At 60.6% G+C, this 13,400-nt stretch carries 12 protein-coding genes; 9 read left to right on the top strand and 3 right to left on the bottom strand.

All coding sequences use genetic code 11. The features are described 5' to 3' along the window. Positions 1-151: 151 nt before the first annotated feature. Together NKH30_RS11495 and NKH30_RS11490 are read left to right on the top strand one after the other, a co-directional pair. The gene (locus tag NKH30_RS11495) at positions 152-1,588 is read left to right on the top strand and encodes an aldehyde dehydrogenase family protein (protein ID WP_352970037.1); all 1,437 of its coding nucleotides are present in this window, start codon (positions 152-154) and stop codon (positions 1,586-1,588) included. A gap of 37 nt (positions 1,589-1,625) precedes the next feature. After that, positions 1,626-2,207, top strand: coding sequence for a DUF1349 domain-containing protein (locus NKH30_RS11490; RefSeq protein ID WP_352540401.1), 582 nt, complete (start codon positions 1,626-1,628; stop codon positions 2,205-2,207). Positions 2,208-2,247: 40 nt separating this feature from the next. Here NKH30_RS11490 and NKH30_RS11485 read toward each other — a convergent pair whose 3' ends face one another. Then, a complete protein-coding gene (locus NKH30_RS11485) occupies positions 2,248-3,000 on the bottom strand; it encodes an SDR family NAD(P)-dependent oxidoreductase (protein ID WP_352448445.1) in 753 nt (250 codons plus the stop codon). A gap of 342 nt (positions 3,001-3,342) precedes the next feature. Between NKH30_RS11485 and NKH30_RS11480 the strand changes: the two genes are divergently transcribed. Then, positions 3,343-4,614, top strand: a complete 1,272-nt coding sequence (locus NKH30_RS11480) for an O-antigen ligase family protein (RefSeq protein ID WP_352995482.1) — start codon at positions 3,343-3,345, stop codon at positions 4,612-4,614. Positions 4,615-4,739: 125 nt separating this feature from the next. Here NKH30_RS11480 and NKH30_RS11475 read toward each other — a convergent pair whose 3' ends face one another. Both NKH30_RS11475 and NKH30_RS11470 read right to left on the bottom strand, forming a co-directional pair. Then, the gene (locus NKH30_RS11475) at positions 4,740-5,951 is read right to left on the bottom strand and encodes a polysaccharide biosynthesis/export family protein (RefSeq protein WP_352540403.1); all 1,212 of its coding nucleotides are present in this window, start codon (positions 5,949-5,951) and stop codon (positions 4,740-4,742) included. A 207-nt stretch (positions 5,952-6,158) separates the two neighbouring features. Next, positions 6,159-6,836, bottom strand: a complete 678-nt coding sequence (locus NKH30_RS11470; protein WP_023676307.1) for a sugar transferase — start codon at positions 6,834-6,836, stop codon at positions 6,159-6,161. Between the two features lie 558 nt (positions 6,837-7,394). Here NKH30_RS11470 and NKH30_RS11465 point away from each other — a divergent pair. The 6 genes from NKH30_RS11465 (at position 7,395) to NKH30_RS11440 (ending at position 13,390) form a co-directional block, all read left to right on the top strand. After that, the gene (locus NKH30_RS11465; protein WP_352995479.1) at positions 7,395-7,715 is read left to right on the top strand and encodes an exopolysaccharide production repressor protein; all 321 of its coding nucleotides are present in this window, start codon (positions 7,395-7,397) and stop codon (positions 7,713-7,715) included. Positions 7,716-8,170: 455 nt separating this feature from the next. After that, positions 8,171-9,193, top strand: a complete 1,023-nt coding sequence (locus NKH30_RS11460; RefSeq protein WP_352681441.1) for a glycosyltransferase family 2 protein — start codon at positions 8,171-8,173, stop codon at positions 9,191-9,193. Between the two features lie 269 nt (positions 9,194-9,462). Next, a complete protein-coding gene (locus NKH30_RS11455) occupies positions 9,463-9,864 on the top strand; it encodes a hypothetical protein (RefSeq protein ID WP_352469921.1) in 402 nt (133 codons plus the stop codon). Positions 9,865-9,995: 131 nt separating this feature from the next. Next, entirely contained in the window at positions 9,996-10,862 is an 867-nt protein-coding gene (gene exoK, locus NKH30_RS11450; protein WP_352969973.1) for an endo-1,3-1,4-beta-glycanase ExoK, read from the top strand. Positions 10,863-10,947: 85 nt separating this feature from the next. After that, positions 10,948-12,279, top strand: coding sequence for a UDP-glucose dehydrogenase family protein (locus NKH30_RS11445; RefSeq protein WP_352995476.1), 1,332 nt, complete (start codon positions 10,948-10,950; stop codon positions 12,277-12,279). A 31-nt stretch (positions 12,280-12,310) separates the two neighbouring features. Further along, positions 12,311-13,390 (top strand): glycosyltransferase, encoded by a 1,080-nt coding sequence (locus NKH30_RS11440; RefSeq protein ID WP_352681437.1) that lies wholly within the window; start codon positions 12,311-12,313, stop codon positions 13,388-13,390. The last annotated feature ends 10 nt before the right edge of the window (positions 13,391-13,400 follow it).

The raw sequence follows: 13,400 nt of genomic DNA, 5'->3' as shown, positions 1-13,400 counted from the left end.
CGTCGCACCACACTAGAATCGTCTTCCCCGCCCCGACACCTATCACATGCCTGTCGAGGAGGAGAAGTTTGCCTGGCTTCGGCCTTGCGGTGCAGCGGTCGGTGGTCCAGATAGACGGCGATCGAAGGACGACAAGGAAGACAGCGACATGATCCCGTTTCGAAAGAACCTCATCGATGGAGAGTGGGTAGGCGATGCCGGCTCCCGTAACATCAACCCGTCCAATCTCGACGACGTGGTCGGCGAATATGCATCGGGAGGCGCCGAGCACGCCCGGCAGGCCATCGCGGCGGCGAAGGCGGCATTTCCCGCGTGGTCCCGATCGGGCCTGCTGGCCCGCCATGCGGTGCTGAGGAAGGCGTCGGACGAGATCACCGCGCGGAAAGATGAAATCGGCCGGGCGTTGGCGCGCGAGGAAGGCAAGACGCTGGTCGAGGGCATCGGCGAGACTGTCCGCGCCGCCCAGATATTCGACTTCTTCGCCGGCGAGACGCTGCGCCTGTCGGGCGAGCTGGTGCCGAGCGTGCGGCCCGGCGTCGGCGTCGAGATCACCCGTGAAGCGGTCGGCGTCGTCGGCATCATCACGCCGTGGAATTTTCCGATCGCCATTCCGGCTTGGAAAATCGCTCCGGCGCTGGCCTACGGCAACACCATCGTCTTCAAGCCGGCGGAACTCGTTCCGGAGAGCGCCTGGACTATTGTCGACATCCTACACCGCGCCGGGCTGCCCAAGGGTGTGCTCAACCTGGTGATGGGCAAAGGTTCGGTGGTCGGCCAGGCCATGCTCGACAGTCCTGACCTCAACGCGATCACCTTCACCGGATCGGTCGGCACCGGCAAGCGCGTCGCCGCCGCCAGCGTCGAGCACATGCGCAAGTTCCAGCTCGAAATGGGCGGCAAGAACCCGCTTGTCGTGCTCGACGATGCCGACCTTGCCGTCGCTGTCGACTGCGCCATCAACGGTGCCTACTTCTCGACCGGCCAGCGCTGCACGGCGTCGTCACGGCTGGTGGTGACGGACGGCATTCACGACCGCTTCGTCGAGGCGCTCAAGGACCGCATGGCCAAGTTGGTCGTCGGCGACGCTCTCGATGCCAAGACCCAGATCGGGCCGGTTGTCGACCAGAGCCAGTTGAAACAGGACGAGGACTATATCGCCATCGGACGTCAGGAAGGTGCCGATCTCGCCTTCGGCGGCGAGCGGCTCGATCGTGAAACCCGCGGCTTCTATTTGCAGCCGGCGCTGTTCACCGAAACCACCAACGCCATGCGCATCTCGCGCGAGGAGATTTTCGGACCGGTCGCCAACGTCATCCGCGTCAAGGATTATGACGAGGCGCTGGCGGTGGCCAACGACACGCCGTTCGGCCTGACCTCCGGCATCTGCACCTCGAGCCTCAAGCATGCCACGCACTTCAAGCGCAATTCGGAAGCCGGCATGGTCATGGTCAATCTGCCGACGGCGGGCGTCGACTTCCACGTGCCTTTCGGCGGGCGCAAGGGATCGAGCTACGGCCCGCGCGAGCAGGGCCGCTATGCCGCAGAGTTCTACACCACGGTGAAGACCGCTTACACGTTTTCCGGCTAAGAAAAGGCGGCAGACCAGCCAGGCAGCGAGCAAGTCGATGGCATCTGAGAATACGGACCTGACCTGGCTCAATCCGCCGCCGCACCACGCCTTCGGCAACAATACGGTGCATGTACGGACCGGCGAGGAGACCGACTTCTGGCGCGAGACGTTCTACGGCTTCTGGCGCGACAATGGCCATTTCCTCTATCGTGAGGTCGAGGGCGATTTCAGCGCCGAAGTCACGGTCAAGGGGCACTATGAGGTGCTTTACGATCAGGCCGGGCTTATGGTCCGCCTGAGCGAGACGCACTGGATCAAGGCCGGCATCGAATACACTGACGGGCTGATGTATTTTTCCGTCGTCGTCACCAACGATGCCTCCGACTGGTCGCTGGCCAGCATACCGGCCGATCCGGACGGGGTCAGGATCCGCCTGACCCGCCATGCCGAGACGGTCCGCGTCCAGTATCGCGACGCATTCGACAAGCACTGGAAACCGGTGCGGCTTGCCTATTTCCCCCCGTCGAAAACGGTCGATGTCGGCATGATGTGCTGTTCGCCGCAGCGCGAGGGCTTCGAGGTGACATTCAGCGATTTTTCGATCGGCCCGCCGATCTCGCGAGAACTTCACGACTAAGGCGCCGCGATCCGGTCGCGCGGTTTGCGTCCGGCCTGCCTCAGTAGGTCGCCCGGCCGCCGGAGACGTCGAAGACGGCCGCCGTTGTGAACGAGCATTCCTCGGACGCGATCCAGCAAATCAGCGCCGCCACCTCCTCGACCTCGCCGAACCGCGCCATTGGTATTTTGGACAGCATAAAGTCGATGTGTTGCTGGCTCATCTGCTGGAAGATCGCGGTGCGCACGGCCGCCGGCGTGACGCAGTTCACCGTTACTTTGGTCTTGGCCAGTTCCTTGCCGAGCGATTTGGTCATGCCGATCACCGCCGCCTTGGAGGTGCTGTAGGCCGAGGCGTTCGGGTTACCTTCCTTGCCGGCAATCGAGGCGATGTTGATGATCCTGCCGTAATTGCGTTCGAGCATATGCGGGACCAGCGCCTTGTTGCAGAAGAAGACGCCGTTGATGTTGATGTCGGTGACCCGGCGCCAATCCTCCACCGAATACTCCCAGGTCGTCATGTTCGGCCCGGTGATGGCAGCACTGGTGACAAGGACATCGACCGCGCCAAGCGCTTCGATCGTCTCTCCGGCGGCGGCTTCGACCGCTATGGGGTCGGCGACGTCTAAGGTGACGCTGTGCAGGCCTGGAACAATGGCCTTGGCCTGCTCGATCTGGGCGGCATCGCGATCCCAGACCGAAACACGCCCGCCTTCGCCAGTGATCCTTTGCGCGACGGCCAGGCCGATGCCTGAGGCGCCGCCGGTGATAACAGCAGATCGTCCGGCAAATCGTCCCGCGAAACTCATCGGCATGTGGTCTTCCTCCCAATGGGCGGCGAATGTGAAGTCAACGGCGGACAAGTTCAAGCGCGGACTTGCAACCTCAGAACAGCTTATGATGGGCCAGCACCGGTCAATTGTACGGCACTGCCTTCTGGCCAAATCGTCTCGCCCGGTATGGAGAGCCCGATACGGAGAGAACGGCTGGAACGACGCGCCCGGTTGGCATCCGGGTGACAGGCGGCGCCGGATGGGTTATATTGCACTGCACAATGCGAGCGCCTGCAGGCGAGGCTCCCATCGGTCCGACGAATCGGCCCACGAGCGGCCCATGAAATCGGCATTGAGCTGCAAGGACGGAAAACCGCTATCGAGATGAAGATTCCAAAATCTCTGTTGATCGATCCGGACAAGAACACGGTCTACGGCAGCTTTGCCGTTGCCGTCTCGATCTGGGCGTTTTCCTACTCGACCATTTTCGGCCAGGCCATGATCCTGGCCTACTATGCGGTCTGGCTACCGCTCATCCTGGTCGACTACCGCAAGATATTAAGGCACGCTTCCAGCGCCTGGCTTCCGCTGGCCTTCGCGACCTATGTCTGCTTCTCGGTGTTCTGGTCGGCAGCTCCCGGCACCACGGCAAGGACGGCCGTCCAATATTGCTCCCATATCGCCTGCGCCTACATTGCCGCGCGCACCGTCAGCGTCCGGACCTTGACCATAGGTGCCCTGATCGGGATTTTCGTCGTCCTGCTCTACTCGCTCAAGGTCGCGAGCTATTCCTACGACGTTCTCGATGGGACGTATAATTTCGTCGGCGCGTTCAGCTCCAAGAACCAGATCGGCTTTGTCGCATCGCTTGGCATCTATTTCTGCGTTGTCTACCTCGCCTTTCTCAGGCGCGGCCGGATAAGCTGTTTGTTGATCGTACCGATTGTCCTTCTATCGGGCTATCTGCTGATGGTGTCGCATTCCGCCACTTCGATGGCATCTACCCCCGCGGTTCTCGCTCTGGTCGCCCTGCTTTCCATCGGCAAGCTGCTTTCGCTCCGCCATCGCCGGGTGATTTTCATGATCGGTGCGGGCGGGCTGGTCGCCTGCACCGTGATTGCGCTGAATCTCGGGCTGATGGACTTTGTCCTTGGCCTTTTCGGCAAGGATTCGACGCTCACCGGACGAACCTACCTCTGGCAACAGGGCTGGAATGCCGCGCAGCAATCGCCCATCCTCGGCGTCGGCTACGCGGCTTATTGGGTGCAGGGCTTCTCCGAGGCCGAGCGGCTGTGGAACGAATTCTATATCGCCGCGCGAAGCGGCTTCCACTTCCACAACACCTACATCGAGACCTTGGTGGAACTCGGCTTCGTCGGCGCGACACTGCTTTCGCTGATCATCCTGCGCACGCTCTGGGGTCATGTCTCGGCGCTGATATTCAGGACATGGCAAGCCGAGTCCGTGATTCTTGCCGGCGTCATGGTGCTTCTGTTCATCCGATCCTTCGTCGAGGTCGAGACCCTCAATCCCTACATCATGGGATCGTTCCTGCTGTACTACAGCTACTTCAAGCTGGTGAGGGTGCCGGCCGTCGCTCCTTCCCGGTGGAGCGCCGTGAACCATCTAGAGGAACCGGACGCCGTGCGAGGCTAGAGCGGGCGGATCCAGGCGGTTCGTTGCCCGAAGGCCGGCTTGTTTTCTGATCCATAAGATCCCAAACGCAAAAACCCCGCAGACCGCTGCCTGCGGGGTTGGTGCTTTGCTCCGGTGGAAAGAAGCTACTGGATGGCCAGGGGCGCCGGTTTGACCTTGATCACGTCCCCTGGCAGCACCGGCGTGTCTTCATCGGCGGTGATTTCGCTGGTCTTGCCGTCGACCACCCGCACCAGGGAAAATGATAAGGCCGCTGGTTCGTTGTTGCCGTAGAATTGCGGCATGGGGCTGCCCGACAAGGCTTCGGACATCAAGGCCTTTTCCATATTCAGCTTCAGCGTCACCTCGTTGAGATCGGCTTCCGTCTGTTGCCGGTCGGTCGCGAGGCTGGAGTTCTGGGTATTCTCGAGATCGATGGCGTCCTGGGTGGCCTTGCTGATCGACTGCTTGGCCGTGAGAATCGCCGTTTCGTAATCCAGGATCTGGCCCTCGAGATCGGCGATGGTTTGCTGCGAGTTCAAAACCCGCGTGTTGACGACCAGGCCCTTTTGCGCCAGCGAGCCGATGCCGTTGAGCTGCTCCTTCGCCAGATCAACCTGCTTCTGCTGGTTGACGATCTTTTTCTGCAGCGAATCGATCTCGCTCTGCAGCAGCGCCTTCAAATCGTCGAGCGCCTGCAAGCGCAGCTTGAGTTTCTTCTGGTCGGCCGCCAGGATCGCCGTCTCATCGGCAACGATGCTGGGCAGCTTCGGATCGTCGGCCACCTCTTTCGGCACCGCGAATGCCGGCTTGTCCGCCAGTTCCGCTTCGATGCGGGCGCGCTTGACGGTCAGCCTGACCAATTGGTCTTGTAATACGTCGAAATTGCCCTTCGCATTGATCAGGTCGCGGTCGTAGCGCTGCCCGCTCTCCGGGTTCCGCCGGGCTCCGCCGGCAATGCTCATCGCTTTCAGCACGGACAACCCAGGCACACAAGGATACTGGCCGGGCGATTGCACCTCGCCGGAGATGTAGAATGGCCGGTACTGTGCCATTTCGACGGAAGCCTCCGGCTTGTCGGCCAGAGCGAGCTTGCGCTGCAGCGCCTCGCCGAGCGATGCGGCGATCTCCGAAGTCGTCTTGCCGGATGCGGGCATCTCGCCGACGAAGGGAACCGACAAGGTTCCAGCGGGCCCGACCGTGTATTCTCCATTGATGGCCGACCAGTCACGGAACGTGCCTTCGACGGTCTGCCATTCCGCCACGCGAATGGTCAGCTTGTCCTGTGCTCCTAGGCGATAGTCGTCGGCGAAGGCAAACTGTGGCAAGGCGAGCGACAGCGTCAGGCCGGTCGCCATTGTAAGGCAAGTCGTCAAAAGCCGTACTCGCCGCATGCGTCTGGAGAGAATACCGGTGCAAAAAATATCGATTATATCTGCTTTCAACTGAGCGTTTCCGATCTGGTTTGCCCCGCCCGATGAGCTGCCGATGCCTGAGTTAGGGGCCTGAGTTCCAGGCCCGAATTCTGGACAGTCGCTCCTCGATGCACGGCCAGCAAGCGGCCGTCAGTAGCAGCCTCGCGACATCCAGACCGCGGGTACGGTCTTGATGATGATGCGGATGTCTTCGAACATCGACCAGTTCTCGACATAGTGCCTGTCGAATGCGACGCGGCTGTCATACGAAACATCGTTGCGTCCGCTGACCTGCCACAGCCCTGTCAGGCCGGGGCGCGATTTAAGATAATAGACGGCCGAATTGCCATAAATCTCCAGCTCATCGCGCACCACGGGACGAGGCCCGACCAGGCTCATATCCCCCTGCAGGATGTTGATGATCTGCGGCAACTCATCGAGGCTGAGCTTCCTCAGCACCGCTCCGACGCGCGTGATCCGCGGGTCGTTCTTCAACTTGCGGGTCGCTATCCATTCGGCGTTGGCCTCCGGATTCGCGGCGAGATAGGCAGCAAGCACCCGCTCGCCGTCTGGAACCATGGTGCGGAACTTGAGGCACGGAAAAATCCGTCCTCCGCGGCCGATCCGGCTGTGACCATAGAAAATCGGCCCGCCATCGGAAAACCTGACAAGCAGCGCTATCATCACGAACAGCGGGCTGAGAGCGACCAGGCCGATCAGCGAACCGACAATATCGAAGCTGCGTTTGAGCAGGCCGCCAATCGGTGGCGGAAAATCGACGCCGGCCTGCGAAAAATCCGCATCGGCCGGCTTGGCTACGTCCCTCATGCGTAAACTCCATACGTTGAACGGATGGTTTACCGCACGATACCAAAAAAATGTTGCAGCGCAACACACAATTTCCCAGACGGCTGTAATAGTCGCGTCATGAACTGACTAAATAATAAACTCGTCCTGCACAAAATTTCGCCTTTATGTCGCAAAAGAGACAGATTATGGGCAATTTTGGAAAAACTAGTCCAATTTTGGGGCTGATTTTAGGCGAATCGCTCTTTATACCCTCCTGTGGAGCTTTGCCGTCATTTAGAATTTCAAGATAATGACTGATGTTATGCTAAAATACTATTCAATATTATAAATCTTACTGGAGCGAGTCGATATCCGGCAATCAGTGGTGATGCCGACGTGTGCGTTGCACCATGGCAGAGTCGATCCCGAGGATTCGTTTAAAATTTATTGCGCAGCTGCCCTTGCCGCCTATTGCGCGGCTCAATAGAGTTGCAAATTGTTTCTGTCGGACTATGGACAGATTGGGCTAGGCCGGAAGCAACCGGCCAGAAGCGGGCAACCTAAATAAGCTCGCAGAGTTTAAGGGAGGTGCTCGGGGTGGGCTTGTCGACATTTTTTCCCGAGCCGGTTGATGGGCTATCGGGTATGTCACTGCCAAAGTTCATTATCGGAATGTGTTTTGCGCTGGCGATCGTGATCGTCTGGTCCTATTTAGGCGGCGCGTCGCTCGGTACGACGCTGTTTCGTGTCATCGGCTGCGCTATAGCCATCCAACTGGGTTATTTTCTGCTGGTCTTTGCCATGGTTGCCAGAAATGCCCCGACCCCGGCCGACAAAATCCGCGACGCTGAACGAAAGCTGAGTTCGAACGAAGCGGCCGAAGCCGAGAAACTCAGCGCCAGGAGAGGCCTTCACTGATTTCGGGCCTGGCCGCGGTCTGCGATGTCCATGTGACCTGTGGTTAAGCTCGCCGGTCCCCTGACGAATTGCTCGCCTCAACGACACCGGCAGTCGGCATTCCTGTTCTTTCAATTCCTTGACACTGCGGGCCTCGACGCGCTCGCTCCGCCCCGCCGCCGTCCGGTCGGCGAGGATCAGCAACTGGTTTCTGCCAGTTGAGCGCTCTGATGGAGCGTGTAGGAACGGCTCTGCCAAGCGGCGCATTTCTGGAGCCGTCCCGATTGAGGCTCGCCGCGTGCCCAACCGGGCCATGACACCCAGCAAAATGAAAAACTGGACGGCGCCGATGATTTTGGCGATGCTTGCTTCGCAATTGCAGCATAGGCGTTTGGGCCGATGCATTTCAGAATGGGCGGTGGGGCATTGAGCGGACGGGGCGAGGAAATCCGCAACGGCTTCTGCAACCGAGAGGCATGTCCATGACATCATTCCAGGTCTGCGTGATCATCGCCGCCCGCAATGCGGCGCGGACAATCCCGGCTGCCATTGCATCGGCATTACGCGAGCCTGAGGTTGCGGAAGTTGTCGTCGTCGACGACGCGTCCACCGACGACACCGCGAAAGTCGCCAACGCGGCCGGCGACGGCACGGGCCGTCTTTCCGTCATCCGCTTCGACGCCAATCGCGGCCCATCCTTTGCACGCAACGCCGCGATTGCCGGTTCCAGGTCGCCGTTCATCAGCATTCTGGACGCTGATGATTTCTTTTTCGAAGGCAGGTTTCACAGACTGTTCGCCAGCACCGATTGGGATTTCGCCGCAGACAACATCATGCTTGTCAGGGATGACGCGGCAACCGACGTTTCGAAAATCGTGGCTCCACCGTTCTCGCCCGAGCCGGAATTCCTCGATTTCGAGGGTTTCATCGACGCCAACATCTCCAGGCGCCGTGTGCAACGAGGGGAACTGGGGTTCCTCAAACCCGTGATCAGCCGCGCCTTCCTCGATCGGCATGGGCTGCGCTACGACGAGAAGCTGCGCCTGGGTGAAGACTATGAACTCTATGCGCGCGCGGTTGCCCTTGGCGCGCGCTTCAAGGTCATCAAATCCTGTGGCTACGGCGCGATCGTGCGCGCCGATTCGCTGAGCGGACGGCACAAGACCCAGGACCTGAAGCATCTGGCCGATGCCGACCTGGCACTGCTTGCGATCGACAGTTTGCCGGAGGCATCGAAGGCTGCGCTGAGAAGGCACGAGCGGCACATCCGCGACAAATACCGGTTGCGGAAGTTTTTAGACGTGAAGGCTGAGCGCGGGTTGGCACCGGCCGCGGCCTACGCCTTGGCCGGCTCGTCCAACCTCACAGCCGTCGTCCGCGGCGTTGCCTCCGACAAGCTGGATGCGCTGTTTCGCCGCGCTGGTCTCGCTGCGAAGCGTCAGCATGTGCCGCCGCTGCGCTTCCTCATGGCCGGAACCAGCACGGCCAACGAAAGCTAGGCACGTCAACGTGCGATGGCGGTAGCCACTCCCTTACCCTTCGGTCGGCTCGCACCATTTCAACGAGATTCATGAGTTTACGATCTAGGTGGTTGCCTATGCGCGCAGGGAATGGCAATCTATGTTGCGGTGCAGCAATTTTGGACGGCCAACCGAACTGGCCCGAGACATACCCTGTCGGAGGAGCTGGACGATGCAAGAAATGTCTTTTGAATGTGGACGGGCACTAAGGCCGTTCACCAGCTCGACGATGATGGGGCGCTGACTGCATGGCCTCGATCTTTCGCTTCCGGTCGAGAGATCCGGCGCGCGACACGCAGACCGACACCTCGCGCCTTGATCGGTTGGCAAAGCTGCTGGACCAGATCTCGGCCGAAGTCGAGGCGGAGAAGAGCGGCCTTGAGAACCGCTACAGGACAACGGCTACCAATGCCGCCTTTCTGGTTGAGGCGATGGAGAACGGAACGGTCTCCTCTCGCAGGTCTTCCGAAGTCGGCGAACTGACCAGGTCGATCCTGAATTGCGAGCGGCGCATCGCAGCGCTGTCGCGCCAGATGCAGAAGATGAAGGATCTCCGTCATTCGCTGGATGAAATCTTCGAAGAGAAGCGGCAGAACGGTCCCGACATAAGGACCGATTTTGTGAAGCCCGCCGATTCCGGCACAGGCTGAGCGAACACCCGGGTCGGCGCAATGGTTTTAGGCACAACACGGAGCTTGGGAGCGACAGAGGTCAAGATCAGGTTGTTTCGTCACGGTTCGAACGATCGCTTTGGGGGCGCACAGCACAAGGTGAGTTTGATATGAACGCAGATCTTAAAAGCACGCCCGCCCCGGCAACCCGAGGCACCCCGTTCACGCGCCCGATCCCAGGCAAGCTGCGGCGGCTCCGTTCAGACGGCGCGTTTCTGCTGGTCGTTCTCGGCAGTCTGGTTGCGGGCCTGGTGCCCGCCGGCGCGCAGGATCTCCCAACCGCGCCGTCCTTTGTCGATGATTTCACCAGCCTCAGTCGCGCGCGCTGGTACATTTCCGACGGCTGGACGAACGGCAAGCATCAGAACTGCACCTGGTCCAAAAGCCTGATCGGGCTTTCCGACGGCATGCTGACGCTCGGTTTCGAGAAGCGCAAGCTGAAGGATCGCGAATTCGCCTGCGCCGAGATCCAGACCAAGCAGCGCTTCGGCTACGGCACCTACGAGGCGCGGATGAAGACCGACACGGGCTCTGGCGTCAACGCGGCATTCTTCAGCTTCGTCGGCGATGCCGACAAGCAGCCGCATGATGAAATCGACTTCGAGGTGCTGACCAAGGACACGTCCAAGGTCCAGGTCAATGCCTACATAGCCGGCAAAGGCAAGAACGAGAAACTGGTCGACGTCGCCGGCGGCACCGACAAGGCCTTCAACGACTACGCCTTCGTCTGGGAAAAGGACCGGCTGCGCTGGTACGTCAACGGCAAGCTTGTCCACGAGATCACCGATCCGGCGAAGCTGCCCACCCATTCGCAAAGGATCTATTTCAGCCTGTGGGGCAGCGATACGATGAAGGGCTGGATGGGGCCGTTCTCGGATCCGGGCCGCAAGCTCACCATGCAGGTGGATCGTGTTGCATTCACTGCACTTGGCCAGCCCTGCCAATTCCCCGAATCGCTGGCATGCAAGACAAACTAGAAGCGCATCTGAACCGGCCGGGCCGAAGGTGGTCGGAAAACCGAAGCTCGAACAGGCCCGAAGCCTTGAACAGGGATGAAACCGAATGAATTTGACTGTCTTTGGAATCGGCTATGTCGGTCTTGTACAGGCGGCGGTGCTTGCCGAAGTCGGCCATCAGGTGGTCTGCGTCGACATCGATGCAAAAAAGGTCGAGCGGCTCAACCAGGGTCATGTCCCGATCTTCGAGCCTGGGCTCGAAAACATGGTCAAGGAGAACCATGCCGCCGGCCGCATCAAGTTCACCACCGACGCCGCCGCGGCGATCAAGCATGGCCAGATCCAGATGATCGCCGTCGGCACGCCGCCGGGCGAGGATGGTTCGGCCGACCTCAAATATGTGCTGGCCGTCGCCGAGGCCATCGGTCGTGAGATGGACGAGCCCAAGATCGTCGTCGGCAAGTCGACCGTGCCCGTCGGCACCTGCGAAAGGATAAAGGCCAGGATCGCCGCAACGCTGAAGGCGCGCGGGCGCGAGGATCTGGCTTTCGACGTCGCCTCCAATCCGGAATTCCTCAAGGAAGGGTCCGCTGTGAGCGACTGTATGAAGCCCGACCGCATCATCGTCGGCACCAGCAGCGAGGACACCGAGGCGGTGATGCGCGAGCTCTACGCGCCGTTCAACCGCAACCACGAAAAGATGATCGTCATGGATGTGCGCAGTGCCGAGTTCACCAAATACGCGGCCAATTGCATGCTGGCGACCAAGATCAGCTTCATGAATGAAATGGCCAACCTGGCCGAGCAACTGGGCGCCGACATCGAGGAAGTCCGCAAGGGCATCGGCAGCGACCCGCGGATCGGCTACCACTTCATCTATCCGGGCCTCGGCTATGGCGGCTCGTGTTTCCCGAAGGATGTGCGTGCCCTGATCAAGACCGCCGAGGCTGTCAAGTTCGACGCCAAGCTGCTGCGTGCCGTCGAGGAGCGCAACAACCAGCAGAAGTCGGTCCTGTTCGAGAAGGTGGACCGCTATTTCAAGGGCAATCTCAAAGGCAAGACATTTGCGCTGTGGGGCTTGGCCTTCAAACCCAATACCGACGACATGCGCGAGGCCCCGGCCCGCACGCTGATGGAAGCGCTCTGGGCCGCCGGTGCCAATGTCCAGGCCTACGATCCCGAGGCGATGCAGGAATGCCAGGCGATCTACGGGCTGCGCGACGACCTGCAACTATGCGGCACCAAGGAGGCCGCGCTGCGAGGCGCCGATGCGCTCTTGATCGTGACCGAGTGGAAAAGCTTCAGCGCGCCGTCTTTCGATGCGCTGAAGAACGCGCTGACCACGCCCGTTATCTTCGACGGACGCAATCTCTACGACCCCAAGGTCATCGCCCGCCACGGCATCGAATACCACAGCATCGGCAGAATGGCGGCGTGACGCAAGGGCGGTCCAGCAAGGAGCCAGGTCCATGAAAGTTCTGTTTGCGGGCGGCAACGGCTACACGCCGCAGTTCAGCGGTGGCGTTCAGTCGAGCACGCATCATCTGGTCGAGCAGCTGCGCGAGCACGGTCATGACGCCTCGGTTCTGGCGGCGCTGTTCGGTGACGGCATGTTCGGCTTCAAGGCGCGCGCCAAGATGAAGCTGCTTCGCCAGCGAGCGGTCATCGACAGCTATCCCGGCTACCCGGTCGTGCGGGCATGGTTTCCCTGGGAGGCGGCGCGCTTCGCGGTCGAACGGCTCGATCCCGATGTCGCCGTCGTGCAGTGCCACAAATCGGTGCCGATCGGAAAGGCGCTGCAGGCGCTCGGAATACCGCTGGTGGTCTATCTGCGGAACGTCGAATTCCACGAATTGGCCGGCGACCTGCGCGAATTGCATTCGGCGCTTTATATCGCCAATTCCGAATTCACTGCGCGCACCTATAAGGAAAGGTTCGGCATCGACTCGACCGTGATCCCGCCGACCATCAATCCCGGGCTCTACAGCACGCCGACCACCGGTGAATTCGTCACGCTGATCAATCCTTACAACGAAAAAGGGTTCGAACTCGCCGTGCGCATCGCCGGCCAATGCCCCGAAATTCCGTTCCTGTTCGTCGAAAGCTGGAAGCTCGACGACGACCATCGGGCGCAGATCGAACAGATCATCGCCCCGCTGCGCAACGTCAGGCTGGAAAGCCGCACCAGCGACATGAAGACCGTCTATGGCCGCACCAAGATTCTGCTGGCGCCCAGCAAATGGGAAGAGGCCTGGGGGCGGGTGGCATCCGAGGCCCATTGCAGCGGCATTCCAGTCGTCGGGTCCCGTCGCGGCGGCCTGCCGGAAGCGATTGGCGCCGGCGGCGTGGTGCTCGACTATGACGCACCGCTCGACGACTGGGTCGCCGCGGTCAGGCGACTATGGAGTGACAAGGCCGAGTACGATCGGCTGTCGGCGGCGGCGCAGCTGTTTTCGGAGCGGCCGCAAATGAACCCCGACAGCCAGTTCGCGACTTTTCTCGGCGTTCTCGACCGCGCCAGGCAAGGCGCGCTGGAGCGTGCCGCCTGATGTATTTCGT

This window comes from Mesorhizobium sp. M1273 (genome assembly GCF_040318195.1).
Lineage (GTDB): Bacteria > Pseudomonadota > Alphaproteobacteria > Rhizobiales > Rhizobiaceae > Mesorhizobium.
This window is presented reverse-complemented; position numbering and strand designations above follow the sequence as displayed.

Excerpts from the sequence above, each read along its gene's own strand:
- NKH30_RS11440 (WP_352681437.1), top strand. The coding sequence starts at position 12,311 with ATGAAAGTTCTGTTTGCGGGCGGCAACGGCTACACGCCGCAGTTCAGC.
- NKH30_RS11460 (WP_352681441.1), top strand. The coding sequence starts at position 8,171 with ATGTCCATGACATCATTCCAGGTCTGCGTGATCATCGCCGCCCGCAAT.
- NKH30_RS11455 (WP_352469921.1), top strand. The coding sequence starts at position 9,463 with ATGGCCTCGATCTTTCGCTTCCGGTCGAGAGATCCGGCGCGCGACACG.
- NKH30_RS11480 (WP_352995482.1), top strand. The coding sequence starts at position 3,343 with ATGAAGATTCCAAAATCTCTGTTGATCGATCCGGACAAGAACACGGTC.
- NKH30_RS11475 (WP_352540403.1), bottom strand. The coding sequence starts at position 5,951 with ATGGCGACCGGCCTGACGCTGTCGCTCGCCTTGCCACAGTTTGCCTTC.
- NKH30_RS11485 (WP_352448445.1), bottom strand. The coding sequence starts at position 3,000 with ATGCCGATGAGTTTCGCGGGACGATTTGCCGGACGATCTGCTGTTATC.
- NKH30_RS11445 (WP_352995476.1), top strand. The coding sequence starts at position 10,948 with ATGAATTTGACTGTCTTTGGAATCGGCTATGTCGGTCTTGTACAGGCG.
- NKH30_RS11470 (WP_023676307.1), bottom strand. The coding sequence starts at position 6,836 with ATGAGGGACGTAGCCAAGCCGGCCGATGCGGATTTTTCGCAGGCCGGC.
- exoK (WP_352969973.1), top strand. The coding sequence starts at position 9,996 with ATGAACGCAGATCTTAAAAGCACGCCCGCCCCGGCAACCCGAGGCACC.
- NKH30_RS11490 (WP_352540401.1), top strand. The coding sequence starts at position 1,626 with ATGGCATCTGAGAATACGGACCTGACCTGGCTCAATCCGCCGCCGCAC.